The organism is Streptomyces sp. R818 (assembly GCF_056172735.1).
The window spans coordinates 133,431-156,695 of record NZ_JAOCNE010000003.1; the positions used below are offsets into that span (position 1 = coordinate 133,431).

The following is a 23,265-nucleotide window of genomic DNA, read 5'->3' on the forward strand; positions in this document are numbered from 1 at the left end:
CTGTCAGGACCCGTCTCAGCCGAGCCTGCCCTTGAGGACGGCCACGATCTCGTCGACCGCGACCGCGCTCTGCTCGCCGGACTCCATGTCCTTGAGCTGGACGACGCCCTCGGTGAGATCCCGCTCACCGGCGACGATCGTGTAGCGGGCGCCCGAGCGGTTGGCGTTCTTCATGGCGCCCTTGAGCCCCTTGCCGCCGAACGAGAAGTCCGCCGAGACGCCTGCCTTGCGCAGCTCGGTCACCTTGGTGAAGAGCACGCGGCGCGCCTCGTCGCCGAGCGGCACCGCGAAGACGCTGGTGGTGGCGGGCAGCTCCAGCTCGATGCCCTCCGCCTCCAGGGCGAGGACGGTGCGGTCGACGCCGAGGGCCCAGCCGACGGACGGCAGCGAGGGGCCGCCGATCATCTCGGAGAGCCCGTCGTAGCGGCCGCCGCCGCCCACCGCGGACTGCGAGCCGAGCCCGTCGTGGACGAACTCGAACGTCGTACGCGTGTAGTAGTCCAGGCCGCGGACGAGCTTCTCGTCGTCCTCGAAGGCGACGCCCTCGGCGAGCAGCAGCTCGCGCACCTGCTCGTGGTAGGCATTGCACGCGTCGCACAGGTAGTCGCGCAGCGAGGGCGCGCCCACGAGCTGCTTCTGCACGTCGGGCCGCTTGTCGTCGAGGACGCGCAGCGGGTTGATCTCGGCGCGGCGCAGCGTCTCCTCGTCGAGGTCGAGGCCGCGCAGGAAGTCCTGCAGTGCGGCCCGGTAGACGGGTCGGCACTCCTTGTCGCCGAGCGAGTTCAGCAGGATGCGGAAGTTCCGCAGGCCGAGCGAGCGGTACGCCTGGTCGGCCAGGATGATCAGCTCGGCGTCGAGCGCCGGGTCCTCCGCGCCGATCGCCTCGGCGCCGACCTGCGAGAAGTGGCGGTAGCGGCCCTTCTGCGGGCGCTCGTAGCGGTAGTACGAGCCCGAGTACCAGAGCTTGACCGGGAGGTTGCCCGCCTTGTGCAGGTTGGCCTCCAGGGCCGCGCGCAGCACGGACGCGGTGCCCTCGGGGCGCAGGGCGAGCTTGTCGCCGCCCTTGGTCTCGAAGGCGTACATCTCCTTGGTGACGATGTCGGTGGACTCGCCGACGCCGCGCGCGAACAGCTCGACGTTCTCGAAGCCGGGCGTCTCGATGTAGCCGTAGCCGGAGTTGCGCAGCGGCCCGGAGATCGCCTCGCGCACCGCGAGGTACTTCGCGGAGTCCGGCGGGATCAGGTCGTACGTGCCCTTGGGGGCCTGAAAGGTGCTCACGGGAGGTCTTCTCGTCACATTCCTCGTCGGGGAGCCTCGGTCGAGGGTCCCTGGCCGGCGGCCACCTGCCGCAGATACGGGTTGGTGGCGCGCTCCTGGCCGATGGTGGTCTGGGAGCCGTGCCCGGAGAGGACCACGGTCGAGTCGTCGAGCGGCAGGCACACGCGGGCCAGCGATTCGAGCATGTCGTCCATGGAGCCACCGGGCAGGTCGGTGCGTCCGACGGAGCCGGCGAAGAGCAGGTCGCCCGAGAAGAACACCGGAGGGATCTCCGGGGACTCGGGCATCCTGAACGCCACCGACCCCTTGGTATGGCCGGGCGCGTGCGCGACGGTGAACTCGAGCCCGGCGAGCTTCAGCGCGGCGCCGTCGGTCAGCTCCCGCACGTCGTCGGGCTCCCCCACGGTCAGCTCGCCCATCAGCGGCATGCCGATGGAGCGGCCGATGCCCGCCTCCGGGTCGCTCATCATGTAGCGGTCGGCGGGGTGGATCCACGCGGGGACGTCGTGCGCCCCGCAGACCGGGACGACCGAGGCGACGTGGTCGATGTGGCCGTGGGTGAGGACCACCGCGACCGGCTTGAGCCGGTGCTTCTTGAGCGCTTCCTCGACGCCCTGGGCCGCCTGGTGGCCCGGGTCGATGATCACGCACTCCTCTCCCGCGGCGGGGGCGACCAGGTAACAGTTGGTGCCCCAGGCCCCGGCGGGGAACCCGGCAATCAGCACGATCGTCCTTCGTATGTCGTCGGAAACCACGGAATGCGGCAGATCAGAGCCTACCGGCGCTGCCGATTCCACAGCGAACCCATATACGGTACGGGGCACCAACCGACGGCCCGGCCCGCACACAACAAGGTCACTAGACGTACGAGGAGACACCCGGTGGTCAGCAAGGATCAGCGGCAGCGCCAGCTCGCCCGGGAGAAGTTCCTGCGCCAGCAGCAGCGGCGCGAGACCGCGCGGCGCAAGGCGCGCACCCGCAACACCGTGATCGCCGCGGTCCTCGCGGTGGTCGTCCTCGGCACGGGTGGCGCGTACGCCGCCGGCGCCTTCAAGAGCGACGACAAGAAGACGACCACGGACGCCGCGCCGAGCGCGAGCCCGTCGGCGTCGAAGGCCCCGGACCCGTGCGAGAAGCCGGCCGAGGGCAAGGCGAAGACGGCGACCTGGAAGAAGGAGCCGGCGATGTCCATCGACAAGTCGGCGACGTACGCGATGAAGCTCGCGACGACCTGCGGCGACATCGGCATCGACCTGAAGGCGTCGGCCGCCCCGCACACGGTGAACTCGTTCAACTACCTGGCGGAGAAGGGCTTCTTCGACCACACCAAGTGCCACCGCCTGACCACCGAGGGCATCTACGTCCTGCAGTGCGGCGACCCGACCGGCACCGGCCAGGGCGGCCCCGGGTACACGATCCCGGACGAGAACCTGAAGGACGCCTCGCTGAAGAAGGCGGAGAAGTCCCAGGGCACGCAGCTCTACACGTTCCCCGCGGGCACCGTCGCGATGGCGAACACCGGGCAGAAGCACACCGGCGGCAGCCAGTTCTTCCTCGTCTACAAGGACAGCAAGCTCCCTGCCACGTACACCCCGTTCGGCACGATCTCCGACTCCGGGATGAAGGTCCTGGACAAGATCGCGAAGGCGGGTGCGCAGCCGGCCGACCAGACGACCGGCAACACCGCGCCGAACGCGACCGTGGTGATCGACAAGGGGACCGTGACCAAGTCCTGACCTGCCAGCTGCCAAACTTCGGTCGCGCGGGATGCGGACAGCCGCCCCGCCGGTCGCCTATGTTGGCGGGGACGAAACTGTGGACGATGCCCGGGGGCCCGAGAGACCTCCGCAGGCATCATGTGGAGGAGGCGCTGTGAGCAGCGACCCGTGGGGCCGCGTCGACGAGACGGGGACCGTGTACGTGCGTTCGGCCGACGGCAGTGAGCGAGTCGTCGGCTCGTGGCAGGCAGGCTCTCCTGACGAGGCGCTGGCCTACTTCAAGCGCAAGTACGACGGCCTGGTCGTCGAGATCGGGCTCCTCGAGCGCCGGGTGCAGACGACCGACCTGTCGGCGAAGGACGCCACGACCGCGATCGAGCACCTGCGCGAGCAGGTCACGGACGCGCACGCGATCGGGGACCTGGAGGCGCTGGGCAAGCGCCTCGACAAGCTGGTCGAGACGGTCGAGTCGCGCCGCGAGGAGCGCAAGGTCCAGAAGGCCAAGCAGTCCGACGAGGCGCGGCACGCCAAGGAGGAACTGGTCGCCGAGGCCGAGCAGTTGGCCCAGTCCGAGCAGTGGCGGGCCGCCGGTGAGCGGCTGCGCGCCCTGGTGGACATCTGGAAGGGCCTGCCGCGCCTCGACCGCAAGTCGGACGACGAACTGTGGCACCGCTTCTCGCACGCGCGCTCGGCGTTCTCCAAGCGCCGCAAGGCGCACTTCGCGTCGCTCGACGCGCAGCGCGAGGAGGCCCGCAAGGCCAAGGAGCAGCTCGTCGCCGAGGCCGAGGCGCTGTCGAACTCGCAGGACTGGGGCGCCACGGCGGCCCGGTACCGCGAGCTGATGACGGACTGGAAGGCGGCGGGCCGGGCCCAGCGCGAGCACGAGGACGACCTGTGGAACCGCTTCCGCGGCGCCCAGGACGTGTTCTTCGCGGCGCGCAGCGCGGTCTTCGCCGAGCGGGACGCCGAGCAGGGCGAGAACCTCAAGCTCAAGGAGGAGCTGGCCGCCGAGGCGGAGAAGCTCCTGCCGGTCGGCGATCTGAAGTCGGCCCGCGCCGCCTTCCGCTCGATCAACGAGCGCTGGGAGGCCATCGGCCACGTACCGCGTGACGCCCGGCCGAAGGTCGAGGGGCGGATGCACGCCGTGGAGCGGGCCCTCCAGGAGTCGGAGGAGGCGGAGTGGCGCCGGACGAACCCGGAGGCGCGGGCGCGTGCCGCGGGCCTCACAGGTCAGCTTCAGGCGGCCGTCGACAAGCTGACGGGCCAGATCGAGCAGGCTCGTGCGCAGGGCAACAACGCCAAGGCGGACAAGTTGCAGCGTGAGCTTGATGGGCGGCAGGCGCTGCTGGACTCGGCGCTGAAGGGGTTGCACGAGTTCGGGGGCTGAGGTTGTAGCCGTACGAGAGCGGGCCGGGGCTTCTGAAAGCCCCGGCCCGCTCTTTTACGCCTTGGCGTCTGCCTTGTTCCGCTCGTCACGCGTCTGACGCTCGTCGTGGCTTCTCGCGCAGTTCCCCGCGCCCCTGGCGGGGCGTTTACGGCCTCCGCGCCGATGTGACTCGGTAGACGTCGTAGACGCCCTCCACTCCCCTGACCGCCTTCAGGACGTGGCCCAGGTGTTTCGGGTCGCCCATCTCGAAGGTGAAGCGGGACGTGGCCACCCGGTCGCGGGACGTCTGGACCGCCGCCGACAGGATGTTGACGTGCTGGTCCGAGAGGACGCGGGTGACGTCCGACAGGAGGCGCGAGCGGTCCAGGGCCTCCACCTGGATGGCGACCAGGAAGACGGAGGACTGGGTGGGTGCCCATTCGACGTCGAGGATGCGCTCGGGCTCACGGGAGAGCGAGTCCACGTTGACGCAGTCGCTGCGGTGGACCGAGACACCGCTGCCGCGCGTGACGAAGCCGATGATCGGGTCGCCCGGAACCGGCGTGCAGCAGCGTGCCAGCTTGACCCAGACGTCGTCGACGCCCTTGACCACGACGCCCGGATCGGCGTTCGAGCGGCGCTTGGAGCGGCCGCGTGACGGCGGTGCGCTCTCGGCGATGTCCTCGTTGGCCGCTTCCTCACCGCCGAGCGCCTGGACGAGCTTCTGCACGACGGACTGGGCCGTGACGTGCCCCTCGCCGATGGCCGCGTAGAGCGACGAGATGTCGGGGTAGCGCATCTCGTGCGCGAGCGTGACCAGGGAGTCACCGGTCAGGATGCGCTGGATCGGCAGGTTCTGCTTGCGCATCGCGCGCGCGATGGCGTCCTTGCCCTGCTCGATCGCCTCGTCGCGGCGCTCCTTGGAGAACCAGGCGCGGATCTTGTTGCGCGCGCGGGGCGACTTGACGAAGCCCAGCCAGTCGCGGGACGGGCCCGCGCCCGCCGCCTTGGAGGTGAAGACCTCCACCAGGTCGCCGTTGTCGAGGGTCGATTCGAGCGGTACGAGGCGGCCGTTGACCCGCGCCCCTATGGTGCGGTGGCCGACCTCGGTGTGGACCGCGTACGAGAAGTCGACCGGGGTCGCGCCCGCCGGGAGCGCTATGACGTCGCCCTTCGGTGTGAACACGAACACCTCGTTGCGCGACAGGTCGAAGCGCAGGGACTCCAGGAACTCTCCCGGGTCCTCGGTCTCCTTCTGCCAGTCGAGCAGCTGGCGCAGCCACGCCATGTCGTTGAGGTGGTCGTCCTTGCCGGTGGTGCGGGGCGCGTCGCTGCGCACCTTGGAGGCGCCGGCGACGGCCTCCTGCTTGTACTTCCAGTGCGCGGCGATGCCGTACTCGGCGCGGCGGTGCATGTCGAACGTACGGATCTGCAGCTCGACGGGCTTGCCGTTCGGGCCGATGACCGTCGTGTGCAGCGACTGGTACATGTTGAACTTGGGCATCGCGATGTAGTCCTTGAACCGCCCCGGAACCGGGTTCCAGCGGGCGTGGACGGTGCCCAGTGCCGCGTAGCAGTCGCGGACCGTGTCGACAAGGACCCGAATTCCCACCAGGTCGTAGATCTCCGCGAAGTCACGGCCGCGGACGATCATCTTCTGGTAGACGCTGTAGTAGTGCTTCGGGCGGCCGGTGACGGTGGCCTTGATGCGGGCCGCGCGCAGGTCGCTCTGCACCTCGTCGGTCACTATGGCCAGGTACTCGTCGCGCTTGGGGGCGCGCTCGGCCACGAGCCGCACGATCTCGTCGTACATCTTGGGGTAGAGGATCGCGAAGGCGAGGTCCTCCAGCTCCCACTTGATGGTGTTCATGCCCAGGCGGTGGGCGAGCGGCGCGTAGATTTCCAGGGTCTCGCGCGCCTTCTTCTCCTGCTTCTCGCGCTTGAGGTAGCGCATGGTGCGCATGTTGTGCAGGCGGTCGGCGAGCTTGATGACCAGGACGCGCGGGTCCTTGGCCATGGCGACGACCATCTTGCGCACGGTCTCGGCCTGCGCGGCCTCGCCGAACTTGACCTTGTCCAGCTTGGTCACGCCGTCGACGAGGAGGGCGACCTGGTCGCCGAAGTCCCGCTTGAGGGTGTCCAGGCCGTACTCGGTGTCCTCGACGGTGTCGTGCAGCAGCCCCGCCATGAGGGTCGCCGGGTCCATGCCCAGCTCGGCCAGGATCGTCGTCACGGCGAGCGGGTGCGTGATGTACGGGTCGCCGCTCTTGCGCTTCTGCCCGCGGTGCCAGCGCTCGGCGACCTGGTAGGCGCGCTCGATCTGGCGCAGCGTCGACGTCTCGATCTTCGGGTCGTTGCCGCGCACAATCCGCAGCAAGGGTTCGAGGACCGGGTTGTACGGGTTCGAGCGCTGCACGCCGAGACGGGCGAGGCGGGCCCGGACGCGGTTGGAGGAGCCGGAGCGGGCGGCCGGCTGGTTCGCGGCGGAGCGGATCGCGGGCGGCGGGGTGGCACGCGTGTGCTCGGCGGAGGGCCTGGAACGTGGCTGCTCGGCCGCCTTGCCGTTCGCGGAGCCCGCGGGCTGCGCGGGGCTCTGCCCGTTCTGGCCGTTCTTCGCGGGCGCGCCGGAGGACGCCGCGGCCGGATCGGCGTGCTGGTCGGGCTTGGCGGCGGTGAGTGGCTTGGCCTCGTCTGGCAACGGCGCTCCTCGTGCGCGACGGGTCCCCGTGCAGGTCCCGGAACGTCCATGGTATCGATCCGGCGGCCTTGACACGTATTCGGCCGAGGGGACGCCTGTGTACTGGGGAAACGCAAGAGGCGGGCGCCGGATTCCGCCGGGCCCGCCCCTTGTGTCCGTGCCTACACGGTGAGCAGGGCGTCCAGCGGGGCGCCGTCGAGCGCGGGCTCCACGCGCGCGCGGCCGGGGAGGAAGCCCAGCTCCATGAGGACCGCGACGCCCGCGACCTGGGCGCCGGCCCGGCGGATCAGGTGCAGGGCGGCCTCGGCGGTGCCGCCGGTGGCCAGCACGTCGTCGATGACCATGACGCGGTCACCGGCGGCCAGGTCCTCGGCGTGCACCTCGATCTCCGCGGACCCGTACTCCAGGTCGTAGGACTGCGCGAGGGTCGCTCCGGGCAGCTTGCCCGCTTTGCGTACGGGGATGAACCCGAGGCCCGCGCGGACGGCGACGGGGGCGCCCAGGATGAAGCCGCGCGCCTCCAGGCCGACGACCTTGGTGGCGCCGTGGCGCACGCACCGCTCGGCCAGCGCGTCGGTGAGGGCGGTGAATGCCTCGGGATCGGCGAGGAGCGGGGTGATGTCCTTGAACATCACGCCCGGCTCCGGGTAGTCGGGAACGTCCCGGATACGGCTGAGGAGCAGGTCCTTGATGTCGGTCATTTCTGCACCTCAGGCACGTGGGATGGACTTTTGGCGGACGAAACCTTAGCAGCCGCCGGTGTCTGCGACGCATCCGGGGAGCCAGGGCTGCGACGGGTCCGAGCACCCCTGCGGGGGCACCGCCGCGCCCCGGGCCACCGGCACATCCTGCGGCCCTGGGCTGAGACCGGGGCGCGGGAGGCAGCACGTGAAGCCCTGGCCCGGGCGAAGGCACACGGGGCGGCACGGCAAGCCCTGGCCCAACGCGAACGCGCCCCGGAGCGAGGCGAAGGCGCATCAGGCGGCACGTCGAGCCCCGGCCCAGGGCGAAGGCACACCGGGCGGCACGGTAAGCCCTGGCCCACATCGAACGCACACCGTGATTACGGCAAGCCCCGGCCCGAAGCGAACGCGCACCGGGCGGCACGGCAAGGCCCGGCCTTAGACGAACGCGCCAGGACAGCACGGCAAGGCCCGGCCCGAGACGAACGCGCCAGGACAGCACGGCGAGCCCCGCGCCTCGTCCGCGTCCGGGCACAAGAGCCGACGGGCACGCCGGGCCCGGCGCGTGCAGGCCGCACGGCCAGGTGGCAGCGCCGGCGCCGACGCCCCCGCGCGCACGTCGCACCGCCCCCGGCAGGCCCCGGCGGCACCGCGCGACACGGCGTTCGTGTGGACGTACGGCCACCGCAAAGGCAGCCGCGCCCCCCGGACGGCCCTCACGGGCCTCTGGGCCGAGGCGGCAGCCGGGCCGGGCCCGGCGAACCCCCTGCCCCGCCGCCCGGCAACGGCAGGGGCGCCCGGAGCCTTCACGGCTCCGGGCGCCCCTGTCACGTACTGCCGCCGCAGGCTCAGCGGCGCTTGCCCGACGGGCGGCCGCGGCCGCGGTTGCGGGCCGGCTGGTTGCGGGGGCCGGCGCCCGCGGGGGCGGCGTCCTCCGGCTCGTGCTCCGGCTCGTCCGCCTGGTGGCCGACGACGGCGGCGGCGGTCTCCGCCTGCGCCGCGGTGGAGGCCCGCTTGGCGAGCACCCGCTTCTTGAGCGCCTTCATCTTCGGCTCGCGCTCCTTGAGGTCGGCGACCAGCGGAGTGGCGATGAAGATCGACGAGTACGCACCGGCGGCCAGACCCACGAAGAGCGACAGGGAGATGTCGTTCAGCATGCCGGCGCCGAGGAAGCCGCCACCGATGAACAGCAGACCGGCGACGGGCAGCAGCGCCACGACCGTGGTGTTGATCGAGCGCACCAGGGTGCTGTTGATCGACCGGTTGGCGATGTCGCTGTAGGTCCAGCGGGTCTGCTTCTCGATGCCCTTCGTCTGCTCCTTGAGGGAGTCGAAGACGACGACCGTGTCGTAGAGCGAGTAACCGAGGATCGTGAGCAGACCGATCACCGTGCCCGGCGTGACCTCGAAGCCCACGAGGGCGTAGATCCCGACGGTGATGGTGATGTCGTGGATCAGGGCGACGAGCGCGGCGAGCGCCATGCGCCACTCGAAGGCGATCGCCAGATAGATCACGACGAGGACCATGAAGATCGCCAGACCTTGCCAGGCCTTGTTGGCGATCGTGTCACCCCAGCTGGGGCCGACCAGATCGGCGTTGATCTTGTCCTGGGCGATGCCGAGGTCCTTGGACAGGTCGGCGGCGATGTCGTCCGACTTGCCCGTGTCGATGCCCGCGATCTGGATGCGCAGGCCGCCCGTGCCGAGCTCCTGCACGATCGCGTCGTGGCCCGAGGCGTTCTCCGCGTACTCCTCCGCCTTCGCGGCCGAGACGCTGGTCTTGGGCGTCGTGAAGACGGCGCCGCCCTCGAAGTCGATGCCCATGTTCAGGCCGCGCACCGCGAGGCCGACGATCGCCGTGATGGTGATCAGGATCGAGACGCCGTACCAGATCTTGCGCTTGGCGATGAAGTCGTAGCCGACCTCACCGCGGTAGAGCCTGGCGCCGAGATTGCCGAGCTTCGACATCTCACGCCTCCTTCGGGTCGCTGGAGCCGGCGGCGGGGGCGGTGCGGCGGGTCGAGCGCCGGCGCAGCGGCGGCTGGGCGCCGAGCCGCTTCGGGTCGAGACCCGACCACTTGTGGCCGCTGGAGAAGAACTTCCTGCGGGCCAGGAGCGTCATCAGCGGCTTCGTGAAGAGGAAGACGACGACCACGTCGAGCAGGGTGGTCAGGCCGAGCGTGAACGCGAAGCCCTGCACCTTGCCGACGGTCACGATGTAGAGCACCGCGGCCGCGAGGAACGACACGAAGTCGGAGACCAGGATGGTGCGCCGGGCACGCGGCCAGGCGCGCTCGACGGCGGGCCGCACGGAGCGGCCCTCGCGGACCTCGTCCCGGATGCGTTCGAAGAACACGATGAACGAGTCCGCGGTGATACCGATGGCCACGATGGCACCGCAGACGGCCGGGAGGTTCAGCGCGAAGCCGATGGCCGGGCCGAGGAGCGTCATCAGCGTGTACGTGAGGATGCCGGAGGCGACCAGCGAGGCGAGGGCGATGACCGACAGGCCCCGGTAGTAGACCACCAGGTAGATGACGACCAGGGCGAGGCCGATGGCGCCCGCGATCAGACCGGCGTGCAGCTGCTCACCGCCGAGCGCGGCGGTCACCGTGGTGACGCTCTGCTCGTGGAAGGTGAGCGGCAGGGCGCCGTACGACAGCACGTTCGCCAGGTCCTGGGCGGACTCCTGGGTGAAGCTGCCGGAGATCTCGGCGTTGGCGCTCAGCGTCGAGCTGACGCTGGGGGCGGAGACCACGTCGCCGTCGAGCACGATGGCGAACTGGTTCATCGGCGACTGCTGGTCCTTGAGCTTGCTGGTCGTCGCCGCGAACTTCTTCGAGCCACCGCCCGTGAAGTCCATGTTGACGACCCACGCGCCGGACTGCTGGTTGATGACGGCCTGGGCCTTCTTGACGTCCTTGCCGTTCACCTCGGACGGGCCGAGGATGTACTTCTCCCACTGCCCGGCCGAGTCCTTGCCGCAGGCGACGATGGTGTCGGCCGGCTTGGCGCCCTCGTTGACCTTCGTCCGGGCGGCCTTGTCGGTGCAGTCGAGGTCCGTGAACTTCTTCTGCAGCGCGGTGGTCGCCGGGTCGGCGGAGGCGGAGGTGCTGGCGGACGGCGTCGGCGAGGCCTTGTCGTCGTCGGCCTTCAGGGCGTCGGTGACGGCGCGGCCCTGCGAGGTGGCGGTCGGGGTCGGCGTGGCGGACGAGGACGCCTTGTCGTCGCCCTTCTCCGTCGCCTTGTCGGTCGCCTTGTCGGTCGCCTTGTCGCCGGACGAGGCGCTCGGGGACGGGCTCGCGGTGGGGTCGCCGGTCTTGGCGCCCGCGGCCACCGTCAGCACGGGGCGGAAGTAGAGCTGAGCGGTCGTACCGACCTGCTCACGCGCCTGCTTCTGGTTCGTGCCCCGGGGGATGTTGACGATGATGTTGTTGTTGCCCTGCGTCTGGACCTCGGCCTCGGAGACACCCATGCCGTTGACGCGGCGGTTGATGATGTCCGCCGCGGTGTCCATGTTGGTCTTGTTGATCGCGTTGGGCTGGCCCGGCTCGTTCTTGGCCTCCAGCGTGATGCTGGTGCCGCCCGCGAGGTCGATACCGAGGCGCGGCGTGAACTCACCGGCGAGGAACATGCCCCCGACGAGCGCCACCATGATGATCACGATCAGGCTCAGAGCACGCCCCGGCCTGCTCTGGGTCCCTGACCCTCGGCTCTTTGTAGGTGTGGCCACCTTCTCGTACTCCCTCTCCATCCGCTCTGCATCGGGGATTCGTGCTCGAGCGGCCATGAAATGGTCGAGAATCCACGCGGGTCACGCACGGGGCGGGACCGCGGCGACGCAAGCGGTCGCCCCGCGGTCCCGGCCGTGACTACTTCGCGTCGGACTCGCCGTCGGTCTTCTTCGGCTCGGCGTCGGCGGCCTTGTCGGCCTCGGCGGCGGGCTCGCCGGCCGTGTCGGCCGCGTCCTTCTTGCCGAGGTCGATGCGCGAGTCGTCAGCGGCGGCGGGCTCGTCGGTCCCGGTGAGGGAGGACGCGTCGTCGGGGACGACGGCGGGGTCGGTCAGCTCGTCGTCCTCGGTGGCTTCCGCACCGTGGACGATGCGGTTGTACTCGTCGTCGGAGAGCACCGCGCCGATCGCGTTCTTCGCGAACATGAGGTGCACGCCGGGGCCGGCGTCCAGGAGGACCGTGTCCTCGTTGACCTCCTTGACCGTGGCGTACATGCCCCCGATCGTGCGGACGCCGGAACCGGGCTGCATGTCATTGCGCATCGTCGCGGCCGCCTGCTGCTTCTTCTTGGCGGAGCGGGTCATCAGGAACATGGCCCCGATGAGCACGATGAACGGGAGGAGGGTCACGAGACTCACGGGTGGGAACTTCCTTCAGCGACCGCAAGGGAAGCGGCCTTGTTGGGTTTGGGGGTGCCGTCGCCGAGAAGGCGACTGTCGGCGGAGTCTAAGCGAGTCCGCACGGTGGGAACAACGCTCAGCATGGCACCGGGGTTCCAGCCCCGGCGAGTACGCGCGCCGTCTCGCCTTCGGTCACGCCCCGAAGAGGTCCTGTTGTCCGGAAGCGCCCGCTCGCTCCTGGGGCGGGGTGAGGCCCAGGTGGGCCCAGGCGGCGGGGGTGGCGACACGGCCCCGCGGCGTACGCGCCAGCAACCCCTCCCGTACGAGGAAGGGCTCGGCCACCTCTTCCACCGTCTCGCGCTCCTCCCCCACCGCGACCGAGAGCGTCGACAGGCCCACGGGTCCGCCGCCGAACAGCTTGAGCAGCGCCTCCAGGACGGCACGGTCGAGGCGGTCGAGCCCGCGGCCGTCCACCTCGTAGACGGCGAGCGCGGCACCGGCGATGTCCCGGGTGATGTGGCCGTCGGCCTTGACCTGCGCGTAGTCGCGGACGCGGCGCAGGAGGCGGTTGGCGATGCGCGGGGTGCCGCGGGAGCGACCGGCGATCTCGGCGGCGCCCTCGGCGTCGATCTCCAGGTCGAGCAGGGTCGCGGAGCGGTGGATCACGCGCTCCAGCTCGGCGGGCTCGTAGAACTCCATGTGCGCGGTGAAGCCGAACCGGTCGCGCAGCGGGGGCGGAAGCAGCCCCGCGCGCGTGGTGGCGCCGACGAGCGTGAAGGGCGGCAGTTCGAGCGGGATGGCGGTGGCGCCGGGCCCTTTCCCCACGATCACATCGACGCGGAAGTCCTCCATCGCCATGTAGAGCATCTCCTCGGCGGGCCGCGACATGCGGTGGATCTCGTCGAGGAAGAGGACCTCGCCCTCCTGGAGGGAGGAGAGGATCGCGGCGAGGTCGCCCGCGTGCTGGATGGCGGGGCCCGAGGTGATGCGGATCGGGGCGCCCATCTCCGCGGCGATGATCATGGAGAGGGTGGTCTTGCCGAGGCCGGGGGCGCCGGAGAGCAGGACGTGGTCGGCGGTGGCGCCCCGCGCGCGTGCGGCGCGCAGCACCAGGTCGAGCTGGACCCTGACCTTCTCCTGCCCGATGAACTCACCGAGGTCCTTGGGGCGCAGGGCCGCTTCGACGGCCTGGTCCTCGCGGTCGGCGGCGGAGCCCACCAGACGCTCGGGGTCCGGCGCCGCGTCGGTCGGGTCGTCCCAGTTCATTACGTGTGCCTCGCGTTGCGGGTCGGAGTCGGTCGGGCGGTGGGGAGTCGGCGGGTCAGCGGGTGCGGTTCAGGGTCTGCAGGGCCGCCTTGAGGAGCTGTCCCACCTGCGGCGTGGTCTCGGACGCCTCGGCCTGCGGGGTGACAGCGGCAACCGCCTCATCGGCTTCGCGGGTCGCGTATCCGAGCCCGATGAGAGCGGCGTGCAGCTGATCGCGCCAGCCGCTGGTGACGGCGGTGCCGATGGCGGGCCCGCCGGGTCCGACAGGCTCGCCGAGCCGGTCCTTCAGCTCGAGAAGCAGCTTCTGGGCGCCCTTCTTGCCGATGCCGGGGACGGCGGTGAGCGCCTTCTCGTCGCCGGTGGAGACGGCGCGGCGCAGGGCGTCGGGGCTGTGCACGGCGAGCATGGCCTGGGCGAGGCGCGGGCCGACGCCGCTGGCGGTCTGGAGCAGCTCGAACGTCTGCCGCTCGTCGTCGTCCGCGAAGCCGTACAGGGTGAGCGAGTCCTCCCGTACGACGAGGGAGGTGGCGAGCTTGGCCTGCTGGCCGACGCGGAGCGTGGACAGCGTGTTCGGCGTGCACTGGACGGCCATGCCGACACCGCCGACCTCGACCACCGCGGTGTCGGGGGCGAGGGCGGCGACGGGCCCGCTGACGAAGGCGATCATGCGGTACGGCCTTTCAGCTTTGTTACTTCGGATGCGTGAGCAGCGTGCAGGGCGACGGCTTGCTGGAGTCTGTTCTGCGCGGGGGCGCGCCAGATGTGGCAGATGGCGAGGGCGAGCGCGTCGGCGGCGTCGGCGGGCTTGGGCGGCGCGTCCAGTCTCAGCAGCCGGGTCACCATGGCACCGACCTGCGCTTTGTCGGCGCGTCCGCTGCCGGTGACGGCTGCCTTGACCTCGCTGGGCGTGTGCAGGGCGACAGGGATGCCGCGGCGTGCGGCACACAGCATGGCGACGGCGCTGGCCTGGGCGGTGCCCATGACGGTCCGCACATTGTGCTGGCTGAACACCCGCTCCACGGCGAGGAGTTCGGGGTCGTGCTCCTCGATCCACTGCTCGATGCCGCGCTCGATGGCGACGAGACGAAGGCCCAGCTCGGCGTCGGCCGGCGTCCGCACGACGCCGACGCCGCGCATCGTCAGGGGCCGCCCCGCGACCCCTTCGACCACACCGACACCGCACCGGGTCAACCCCGGGTCCACGCCCAGCACGCGCACGCCCAGCCCCCACTCCACTCGCCTGTTCGTGCAGGCTATCGGGTGCCACTGACAAAGCGGCGGGCCGACGGGGTGTGTGTCCCGTCGGCCCGCCGCCACTGCCGTTCAGGCCGCTCGAAGCGACTCAGGCGTCGACCTTCTCCATGACCTCGTCGGAGACGTCGAAGTTGGCGAAGACGTTCTGCACGTCGTCGCTGTCCTCCAGCGCGTCGATCAGCTTGAAGATCTTGCGGGCGCCGTCCTCGTCCAGCTCGACCTGCATGGTCGGGACGAAGTTGGCGTCGGCCGAGTCGTAGTCGATGCCGGCGTCCTGGAGGGCCGTGCGGACCGCGACCAGGTCGGTGGCCTCGGAGAGCACCTCGAAGGACTCGCCCAGGTCGTTGACCTCCTCGGCGCCCGCGTCGAGCACGGCGCCCAGGACGTCGTCCTCGGTCAGCTCGCCCTTGGGGACGACCACGACGCCCTTGCGGTTGAACAGGTACGACACGGAGCCCGGGTCGGCCATGTTGCCGCCGTTGCGCGTCATGGCGACGCGGACGTCGGACGCGGCGCGGTTGCGGTTGTCGGTGAGGCACTCGATGAGCACCGCGACACCGTTGGGACCGTAGCCCTCGTACATGATCGTCTCGTAGTCGGCGCCACCGGCCTCGAGACCGGCTCCGCGCTTGACCGCGGAGTCGATGTTCTTGTTCGGCACCGAGCTCTTCTTGGCCTTCTGGATGGCGTCGAAGAGGGTCGGGTTACCGGACGGGTCGGCGCCGCCCGTGCGGGCCGCGACCTCGATGTTCTTGATCATCTTCGCGAAGAGCTTGCCGCGCTTGGCGTCGATCACGGCCTTCTTGTGCTTCGTCGTAGCCCATTTAGAGTGGCCGGACATCTGCCTGTCTCCTTCGCGTAACCAACCTCAGTACGAACGCAGCGATCCTACAAGGAACCCGAAGCGTCCTTCGCCCGCACCATCTCGACGAAGAGCCCGTGCAGACGATGGTCGCCCGTCAGCTCGGGATGGAAGGACGTCGCGAGCGCGTTGCCCTGCCGCACGGCGACGATGTGCCCCTCGTGTTCGGCAAGCACCTCCACGGCGGCGCCCACGGACTCGACCCAGGGGGCGCGGATGAAGACGCCCTCCACGGGCCCGTCCGCCACACCCCGTACATCGACGGCGGCCTCGAAGGACTCGTTCTGTCGCCCGAAGGCGTTACGCCGCACGATCATGTCGATGCCGCCGATGGTCTCCTGGCCCGAGCGAGGGTCGAGGATCTTGTCGGCAAGCATGATCATTCCCGCGCAGGTGCCGTAGACGGGCATACCGGCACGCACGCGCGCGCGAAGCGGCTCCATGAGGCCGAACAGCTCGGCGAGCTTGGAGATGGTGGTCGACTCACCCCCCGGCACGACGAGACCATCGACCTCGGCCAGTTCCTCGGGCCGCCGCACCGGTCTGGCGACGGCATCGGCGGTGGCCAGAGCGACAAGATGCTCCTGCACATCGCCCTGAAGAGCCAGAACGCCGATTACGGGCATGTCACTCACGAGTCCTACCAGCCCCGGTTCGCGTAACGCTCGGCCTCGGGGAGGGTGTCGCAGTTGATGCCGACCATGGCCTCACCGAGATTCCGGGAAGCATCCGCGATGATCTTGGGGTCGTCGTAGAAGGTGGTGGCCTTCACGATGGCGGCGGCGCGCTTGGCCGGGTCGCCCGACTTGAAGATGCCGGAGCCGACGAAGACACCCTCGGCACCGAGCTGACGCATGAGCGCGGCATCGGCAGGGGTGGCGACACCACCGGCGGAGAACAGCACCACGGGCAGCCTGCCGAGCTCGGAGACCTCCTTGACCAGCTCGTACGGGGCGCGCAGGTCCTTGGCGGCGGCGTACAGCTCGTTGTTGTCGAAGCCGCGCAGACGGGCGATCTCGTTCTTGATCTGCCGCAGGTGACGGACGGCCTCCACGACATTGCCGGTACCGGCCTCGCCCTTGGACCGGATCATGGCGGCACCTTCGGCGATACGCCGCAGAGCCTCACCCAGATTGGTCGCACCACACACAAAAGGCGTCGTGAAGGCGAACTTGTCACTGTGATTGACCTCATCGGCCGGGGTGAGAACCTCGGACTCGTCGATGTAGTCGACACCAAGCGACTGAAGCACCTGGGCCTCGACGAAGTGCCCGATCCGGGACTTGGCCATGACCGGGATGGAGACGGCGCCGATGATCTCCTCGATCATGTTCGGGTCGGACATCCGGGCGACGCCGCCGTCCTTGCGGATGTCGGCGGGGACCCGCTCCAGGGCCATGACCGCGACGGCTCCCGCGTCCTCGGCGATCTTCGCCTGCTCGGCGTTGACCACGTCCATGATGACGCCGCCCTTGAGCTGCTCGGCCATGCCGCGCTTGACGCGGGCGGTGCCGGTGGCAGGGGCGTCGGAGGAGACGGCGGGCTGCGGAATGCTGGTGGACACGGAAGACCTCATTCGATGACGAAGGCGTTGCTGCGCCACCGAGGAAACCAACGCGCACCAGTCCACTACAAGAGCCAATGAACAGCCGGTGGCTCTTTTCGCCTGTGATTTCAAGCGGTGGCGCGATCGGCAAGTGCGGCCGGCGGCTCATCGTCCATCTCGAAGGCGAGCGGAAACGGAGCATGCCCCGCAAGCCGGAACCAGCGGACCTTGCGGTGCCGGCGCAGAGCGCGCGCCGCCCGCACGGCGTCATTGTGAAAACGCCGGGCCATCGGCACCCGCCGCACAGCCTGCGCAAGCTCCTCGGCGGCGGCCTCACCCCCCGGAGCCTCCCGCACGGCCTCGACCTGATCGACTTCCCCGAACACAGCCCGGAGCGCCTGGCTCAACTCGCTCTCGGCGACCTCCCGCTGCTCCTCCTCGGCTTGCCGCGCGGCGTGCGCGGCCTCGTAGAGCACGATGGAGGCGGCTGGATCGAGCACACCGGAGGTGGCCAGCTCCTGAGCGACGGAGGCCCGCCGCAGCAACTGGGCGTCGAGGGCGGCCCGCGCCGCGTCGATCCGGGCATGCAGCCGATCGAGCCGCCCCGCGGTCCAGCTGAGGTAGAGCCCGATCGCGAAAAGGCCGACGGCGATCCAAACAAGGGTGGCGGTCACGGGCGGCAAGATTACCGCCCAGAACGACCACGCCCGCAGAACGGACCACCGGACCGCCACACGCACGACAACGGAAGGGGCCGTGTCGGTGTGCCCCCGCAGGACTCCGCAGGAACGAAGCACAGGATGCCGCGCCTATGGCGGACAGAAGACCAGGACACCAATCCGGCCGAGGAGGTACACCGGCACGGCCCCGCCCCACGACGGACACAAGGCGCAACGCGGAACGGAACACAAGGCGCAGCGCGGAAAGCCGCTCAGTCCCGGGCGAGCCCGAACCGCGCCCGCAACCCGGTCCGCTCATCGGCGGCCACAGCAGCCGCCCCGTGCGTCACCGTCTCGTAGACGGACAGGATGTCCGCTCCCACGGTCGACCAGTCGAAGCGCCGAACATGCTTGCTCCCACGTTCGCGGAGTTCGGCACGGCGCCCGGGATCAGCAAGAAGACGCAGAGCAGCCCCGGCAAGGGCATCGGCGTCCTCGTTGGCAAAAAGCTCCCCGGCCGCCCCCTGATCCAGTACCTGAGCGAAGGCATCAAGATCGGACGCAAGCACAGGAGCCCCGGCGGACATCGCCTCGACGAGAATGATCCCGAAGCTCTCGCCCCCGGTATTGGGAGCGACATAGACATCGACGCTCCGCAGAAGCCGAGCCTTGTCGACATCACTGACCATGCCAAGAAACTCCACACGGCGGCGCATGTCCTCGGGAAGCGAGGCAACGGCCTCTTCTTCATCACCACGCCCGGCAACGAGCAACCGAGCCTCAGGCCGCTCAGCAAGAATCTTGGGCAGCGCCTTCATCAGCACCGGCAGCCCCTTGCGAGGCTCGTCGATCCGCCCGATGAACCCGATGGTCTGGCCCTGCCACTCGGCCTTTGGCTCGGCCCGGGCGAAGAAGTCGACATCGACCCCGTTCGGGATGACCACCGCATCGCCGCCCAGATGTTCGACGAGGGTACGCCGCGCATACTCACTGACAGCGATCCGCGCACTGATCTTCTCGAGCGCGGGCTGCAGAATCGGATAAGCGGCGATCATGGCCCGCGACCGGGGGTTGGACGTATGGAAGGTGGCCACGATGGGCCCCTGCGCCGCCCAGCACGTCAGAAGCCCGAGCGACGGCGACGCCGGCTCGTGGATATGGATGACGTCAAAGGTCCCGTCATGCAGCCAGCGACGTACGCGCGCGGCGCTCAAAAAGCCGAAGTTCAGCCGTGCGACAGAGCCGTTGTAGGGCACAGGAACCGCGCGCCCCGCCGACACGACGTACGGCGGCAGCGGGGTCTCGTCGTCCGCGGGGGCGAGGACGGAGACCTCGTGCCCGAGGGCGATGAGGTGCTCCGCCAGATCGCGGATGTGGAACTGGACGCCGCCCGGCACGTCCCACGAGTACGGGCAGACGATTCCGATCCTCACGCGGACCGCTCCTCGAAGTTTTCCAGGTCAGCGAGCCACAGACGTTGCAGCATGTGCCAGTCCTCCGGATGGTCCGCGATCCCCGTGGCGAAGGCATCGGCCAGCGCCTGTGTCATGACGGACGTCTTCTCGGCCCGCGTACCTGTCTCCGGCACGTCGACGGGCGGATGGACGCGGCCCCTCATGACGGACGACGAGTCGTACCAGAGGGTGACGGGCAGGAGCAACGCGCCCGTCTGCTGGGCGAGCATGGCGGGCCCGGCGGGCATCCGCGTGGTCTCGCCGAAGAACTTGACCTCGACGCCGGACGAGGACAGATCACGGTCGGCGACAAGGCACACGAGGCCCCCCGCGCGCAGCCGCCGCGCGAGGGTGCCGAAGGCGGAGCCCCCGGTATGGGGAAGCACCTCCATGCCGAGCCCTTCGCGATAGGCGACGAACCGGTCGTAGAGGGTCTCGGGCTTCAGCCGCTCGGCGACGGTCGTGAACGGCGTGTCCAGCTTGGTGGTCACCCAGGCACCGGCGAGATCGTAGTTGCCCATATGAGGCAGAGCGAGGACAACACCCTTCCCCACCGCCAGCCCCTCGGTCAGATAGTGCACATCCTGAGGAGTGAACCCGTCCGTGATGCGCTCCCGGCTCCAGGCGGGCAGCCGAAAGGACTCCATCCAGTACCGCAGGTAGGACCGCATACCGGCCTTGGACAGCTCGGCGAGCCGCTGCGGCGTGGCGTCGGGCACCACGCGCGCGAGGTTGGCCTCAAGACGCAGCACGCCCTTGCCGCGCCGTTTCCAGACCTGGTCGGCGATGGCGCGCCCGAGCCGCCGCGCGACCGGCTCGGGCAGCTTCTTCACCCCGGCCCAGCCGAGCCCGTACAGCGCGTCGGTGACCCGCTCCTGGCCGCCGCTCACGAGGCGGTCTCCTCCCGGGCGGCGGCAGCGGCGGCCGCGTCGGCCTCAGCGGACTCACGCCGGACGGTCACCACACGCTGGATCAGCGTCACGAGGCTGCCGACGGCGACGATCCACAGGGCGACGGGCAGCAGGTACTGAATGCCGGGCACGCCGAACTTGTGCAGCCCGGCGAAGCCCGCGGCGACGAGCGAGATGACGAGCCGTTCGGCGCGCTCCACGAGGCCGTTGACGGCGACGGGCAGCCCGATCGCCTCACCGCGCGCCTTGGTGTAGGAGACGACCTGGCCGCTGGCGAGGCAGAAGATGGCGACGGCGCACAGGACGTTGTCGTCGCCCGACCCCGCGTACCAGAGGGCCATGCCGCCGAAGATGGCGCTGTCGGCGACGCGGTCGAGCGTGGAGTCGAGGAAGGCGCCCCAGCGGCTGGAGCGGCCGAGCTGGCGCGCCATGTTGCCGTCGACGAGGTCCGAGAAGACGAACAGCGTGATGACGACCGTGCCCCAGAAGAATTCTCCGCGCGGGTAGAAGACCAGCGCTCCCGCCATGACGCCGGCGGTGCCGACGAGCGTCACCGCGTCGGGGCTGACCCCGCGACGGATGAGAAACGCGGCGAACGGTGTGAGGACACGCGTGAAGAATGCACGCGCGTACTTGTTCAGCATGGCCTTCCCGAGGGTCGGTGCCAGGGTGGCCCCTCTGGCCACCGGCTGGCCCATCGTAGCCACGCGCGCGCGGGAACGACCGCCGGGCCACCACGCGCGCGTGCGATCGCGTACGACGTATGGACGCACAGTGACCGGAGTGGAAAGCTCGATGGCACCGCGGGCGTCGCCGAAGCCGCCTCCGCACGCGGGTTCGCGTGTCCGCTGTGTACGTCCCACAGGTACCACCTCACCGTGCAACCGGGAGGCTGCGCATGGGCGACAAGGCGAACGGACATCCCGGAGCCGCCGGCAGGGCGGCGACGGCCGACCATCCCGCCTCCGTACGGAATGTGGTGCTGGTCGGCCACAGCGGATCGGGCAAGACGACTCTGGTGGAGGCCCTCGCGCTGACTGCGGGGGCGGTGAACAGGGCGGGCCGGGTCGAGGACGGCACGAGCGTCTCCGACTACGACGAGATCGAGCACCGCCAGCAGCGCTCGGTCCAGCTCTCCCTCGTCCCGGTCGAGTGGGGCGGCTACAAGATAAATCTCCTCGACACCCCCGGCTACGCGGACTTCGTCGGGGAGTTGAGGGCCGGTCTGCGCGCCGCGGACGCGGCCCTCTTCGTCGTCTCGGCGGCGGAGAGCCCGGAGACGATGGCGGGCGCGACGCGCATGGTGTGGGAGGAGTGCGCGGCGGTCGGCATGCCCCGGGCCATCGTGGTGACGCACCTGGAGGCGGCGCGCTCGAACTTCGAGGAGATGACGCGCACGTGCGCGCGCGTGTTCGGCGGCGACGACCCCGACGCCGTACTCCCCCTGTATCTGCCGCTGCACGGCGCGCAGGGCGCGGACGGGCACGCGCCCGTGACGGGTCTGGTCGGCCTCCTGTCGCAGCGCGTGCACGACTACGCGTCGGGCGAACGCAAGGAGTCCGAGCCGGGCGAGGACCAGCTGCCCGCGCTGGAGGAGGCGCGCAACCGGCTCATCGAGGGGATCATCGCGGAGAGCGAGGACGAGACCCTCATGGACCGCTATCTCGGCGGCGAGGACATCGACTTCAAGACGCTGGTGGAGGATCTGGAGCGGGCGGTGGCGCGCGGTGTCTTCCACCCGGTCCTCGCGGCGGCCCCGGCGCCCGAGGGCGCGCGGCAGGGCATCGGCACCGTGGAGCTCCTGGAGCTGATCACGGGCGGTTTCCCCTCACCCCTGGAGCGCGAGGCGCCCGCGGTGACGTCGCGCGGCGGCAAGGTCCGCCCGGTCGGCGCCTGCGACCCGGAGGGCCCGCTGGTCGCCGAGGTCGTGAAGACGGCCTCCGATCCGTACGTGGGCCGGGTCTCGCTCGTACGGGTCTTCTCGGGCACCCTGCGCCCGGAGGAGACGGTGCACGTGTCCGGGCACGGCCTCACGGACCGCGCGCACGACGACCGCCCGCTGCACGAGTCCGACGAGCGGATCGGCGCGCTGTCGGCGCCCTTCGGCAAGCAGCAGCGCACGCTCACCCAGTGCATAGCGGGCGACCTCGCGTGCGTGGCGAAGCTGAGCCGGGCCGAGACCGGTGACACCCTCTCGGCGAAGGACGACCCGCTCCTGATGGCGCCGTGGGACATGCCGGACCCCTTGCTGCCGCTCGCGATCCAGGCGCACAGCAAGGCAGATGAGGACAAGCTGTCCCAGGGCCTCGCGCGGCTCGTCGCGGAGGATCCGACGATGCGCCTGGAACAGAACCCGGACACGCACCAGTTGGTGCTGTGGTGCCTGGGCGAGGCGCACGCCGACGTGGCGCTGGAGCGGCTGCGCAGCCGGTACGGGGTGCAGGTCGACGTGGTCGCGCACAAGGTCTCCCTGCGGGAGACGTTCGCGACGAAGTCGGCCGGGCGCGGCCGGCACGTCAAGCAGTCGGGCGGGCACGGCCAGTTCGCGATCTGCGAGATCGAGGTGGAGCCGCTGCCGGGCGGTTCGGGGATCGAGTTCGTCGACAAGGTCGTCGGCGGCGCGGTGCCGCGCCAGTTCATCCCGTCGGTGGAGAAGGGCGTGCGGGCCCAGGCGGCGCGCGGTGTCGCGGCCGGATATCCGCTGATCGACGTGCGGGTGACGCTGCTCGACGGCAAGGCGCACTCGGTGGACTCCTCCGACGCGGCGTTCCAGACGGCGGGCGCGCTCGCGCTGCGCGAGGCCGCGGCGGACGCCAGGATCCATCTCCTGGAGCCGGTGGCCGAGGTGCAGGTGCTGGTCGGCGACGACTACGTGGGCGCCGTGATGAGCGACCTGTCCGGGCGCCGGGGCCGGGTCGTCGGCACCGAACAGGCCCCGGGCGGGCGCACCCTCGTACGGGCCGAGGTGCCCGAGATCGAGATCGGCCGGTACGCGGTGGATCTGCGGTCGTTGTCGCACGGCACGGCCCGGTTCGACCGCGGCTACGCCCGCCACGAGCCGATGCCGCCGCAGTTGAGCGAACGGATCCGCGAACAGGCGCAGGACACCGCGTAGGCGCGGCCCCGCCGCCGGACGCGGCCTTGCCGTCCCCTGCAACCACCGACATCCTTCTGTCCGAGAGGGGATGTCGGTGGTGGCCGTTACGCTGGTCCACGATC

20 protein-coding genes are annotated in these 23,265 nt (G+C 70.3%); 3 read left to right on the forward strand and 17 right to left on the reverse strand.

Annotation, left to right across the window (positions count from 1 at the left end):
• Nucleotides 1-15: 15 nt before the first annotated feature.
• Together hisS and N5I75_RS05695 are read right to left on the reverse strand one after the other, a co-directional pair.
• Nucleotides 16-1,278: a histidine--tRNA ligase gene (gene hisS / locus N5I75_RS05690; RefSeq protein WP_476674962.1), complete on the reverse strand. Its 1,263-nt coding sequence runs from the start codon at nt 1,276-1,278 to the stop codon at nt 16-18.
• A gap of 14 nt (nt 1,279-1,292) precedes the next feature.
• The gene (locus N5I75_RS05695) at nt 1,293-2,003 is read right to left on the reverse strand and encodes an MBL fold metallo-hydrolase (RefSeq protein ID WP_476674964.1); all 711 of its coding nucleotides are present in this window, start codon (nt 2,001-2,003) and stop codon (nt 1,293-1,295) included.
• A 156-nt stretch (nt 2,004-2,159) separates the two neighbouring features.
• Between N5I75_RS05695 and N5I75_RS05700 the strand changes: the two genes are divergently transcribed.
• Both N5I75_RS05700 and N5I75_RS05705 read left to right on the forward strand, forming a co-directional pair.
• Nucleotides 2,160-3,014 (forward strand): peptidylprolyl isomerase, encoded by an 855-nt coding sequence (locus N5I75_RS05700; RefSeq protein WP_476674966.1) that lies wholly within the window; start codon nt 2,160-2,162, stop codon nt 3,012-3,014.
• 136 nt (nt 3,015-3,150) lie between these two features.
• Nucleotides 3,151-4,383 (forward strand): DUF349 domain-containing protein, encoded by a 1,233-nt coding sequence (locus N5I75_RS05705; RefSeq protein WP_476674968.1) that lies wholly within the window; start codon nt 3,151-3,153, stop codon nt 4,381-4,383.
• Between the two features lie 145 nt (nt 4,384-4,528).
• Here N5I75_RS05705 and N5I75_RS05710 read toward each other — a convergent pair whose 3' ends face one another.
• The 15 genes from N5I75_RS05710 to pgsA form a co-directional block, all read right to left on the reverse strand.
• A complete protein-coding gene (locus tag N5I75_RS05710) occupies nt 4,529-7,060 on the reverse strand; it encodes a RelA/SpoT family protein (protein ID WP_476674970.1) in 2,532 nt (843 codons plus the stop codon).
• 161 nt (nt 7,061-7,221) lie between these two features.
• Nucleotides 7,222-7,761 (reverse strand): adenine phosphoribosyltransferase, encoded by a 540-nt coding sequence (locus N5I75_RS05715; protein ID WP_476674972.1) that lies wholly within the window; start codon nt 7,759-7,761, stop codon nt 7,222-7,224.
• 830 nt (nt 7,762-8,591) lie between these two features.
• A complete protein-coding gene (gene secF, locus N5I75_RS05720) occupies nt 8,592-9,710 on the reverse strand; it encodes a protein translocase subunit SecF (protein ID WP_476674974.1) in 1,119 nt (372 codons plus the stop codon).
• Between the two features lies 1 nt (nt 9,711).
• Nucleotides 9,712-11,475, reverse strand: coding sequence for a protein translocase subunit SecD (gene secD, locus N5I75_RS05725; protein WP_476674976.1), 1,764 nt, complete (start codon nt 11,473-11,475; stop codon nt 9,712-9,714).
• Between the two features lie 139 nt (nt 11,476-11,614).
• On the reverse strand, nt 11,615-12,112 hold the full coding sequence (gene yajC, locus N5I75_RS05730; protein ID WP_476674978.1) for a preprotein translocase subunit YajC: 498 nt from the start codon (nt 12,110-12,112) through the stop codon (nt 11,615-11,617).
• A gap of 174 nt (nt 12,113-12,286) precedes the next feature.
• Nucleotides 12,287-13,360: a Holliday junction branch migration DNA helicase RuvB gene (gene ruvB / locus N5I75_RS05735; RefSeq protein ID WP_476674980.1), complete on the reverse strand. Its 1,074-nt coding sequence runs from the start codon at nt 13,358-13,360 to the stop codon at nt 12,287-12,289.
• Between the two features lie 55 nt (nt 13,361-13,415).
• Nucleotides 13,416-14,027 carry a Holliday junction branch migration protein RuvA gene (gene ruvA / locus N5I75_RS05740; protein ID WP_476674982.1) on the reverse strand — a complete coding sequence of 204 codons (612 nt, stop codon included), beginning with the start codon at nt 14,025-14,027 and terminating at the stop codon, nt 13,416-13,418.
• Nucleotides 14,024-14,578 (reverse strand): crossover junction endodeoxyribonuclease RuvC, encoded by a 555-nt coding sequence (gene ruvC, locus N5I75_RS05745; protein WP_476674984.1) that lies wholly within the window; start codon nt 14,576-14,578, stop codon nt 14,024-14,026. Before ruvC ends, ruvA begins: the two co-directional genes overlap by 4 nt.
• A gap of 124 nt (nt 14,579-14,702) precedes the next feature.
• Nucleotides 14,703-15,455 (reverse strand): YebC/PmpR family DNA-binding transcriptional regulator, encoded by a 753-nt coding sequence (locus N5I75_RS05750; RefSeq protein WP_476674986.1) that lies wholly within the window; start codon nt 15,453-15,455, stop codon nt 14,703-14,705.
• A gap of 47 nt (nt 15,456-15,502) precedes the next feature.
• Nucleotides 15,503-16,111, reverse strand: coding sequence for a pyridoxal 5'-phosphate synthase glutaminase subunit PdxT (gene pdxT / locus N5I75_RS05755; RefSeq protein ID WP_476674988.1), 609 nt, complete (start codon nt 16,109-16,111; stop codon nt 15,503-15,505).
• Nucleotides 16,112-16,116: 5 nt separating this feature from the next.
• Nucleotides 16,117-17,052: a pyridoxal 5'-phosphate synthase lyase subunit PdxS gene (gene pdxS, locus N5I75_RS05760; RefSeq protein ID WP_476674990.1), complete on the reverse strand. Its 936-nt coding sequence runs from the start codon at nt 17,050-17,052 to the stop codon at nt 16,117-16,119.
• 98 nt (nt 17,053-17,150) lie between these two features.
• Nucleotides 17,151-17,696 carry a LemA family protein gene (locus N5I75_RS05765; RefSeq protein WP_476674992.1) on the reverse strand — a complete coding sequence of 182 codons (546 nt, stop codon included), beginning with the start codon at nt 17,694-17,696 and terminating at the stop codon, nt 17,151-17,153.
• 257 nt (nt 17,697-17,953) lie between these two features.
• The gene (locus tag N5I75_RS05770) at nt 17,954-19,114 is read right to left on the reverse strand and encodes a glycosyltransferase family 4 protein (RefSeq protein WP_476674994.1); all 1,161 of its coding nucleotides are present in this window, start codon (nt 19,112-19,114) and stop codon (nt 17,954-17,956) included.
• Nucleotides 19,111-20,025: a phosphatidylinositol mannoside acyltransferase gene (locus N5I75_RS05775; RefSeq protein WP_476674995.1), complete on the reverse strand. Its 915-nt coding sequence runs from the start codon at nt 20,023-20,025 to the stop codon at nt 19,111-19,113. The genes N5I75_RS05770 and N5I75_RS05775 overlap by 4 nt, the downstream gene beginning before the upstream one ends.
• Complete coding sequence (gene pgsA / locus N5I75_RS05780) at nt 20,022-20,744, reverse strand: phosphatidylinositol phosphate synthase (protein ID WP_476676929.1); 723 nt, start codon at nt 20,742-20,744, stop codon at nt 20,022-20,024. The genes N5I75_RS05775 and pgsA overlap by 4 nt, the downstream gene beginning before the upstream one ends.
• 200 nt (nt 20,745-20,944) lie before the next feature.
• On the opposite strand from pgsA, the gene N5I75_RS05785 reads away from it, so the two are divergent.
• A complete protein-coding gene (locus N5I75_RS05785) occupies nt 20,945-23,161 on the forward strand; it encodes an elongation factor G-like protein EF-G2 (RefSeq protein WP_476674997.1) in 2,217 nt (738 codons plus the stop codon).
• Nucleotides 23,162-23,265 lie beyond the last annotated feature (104 nt).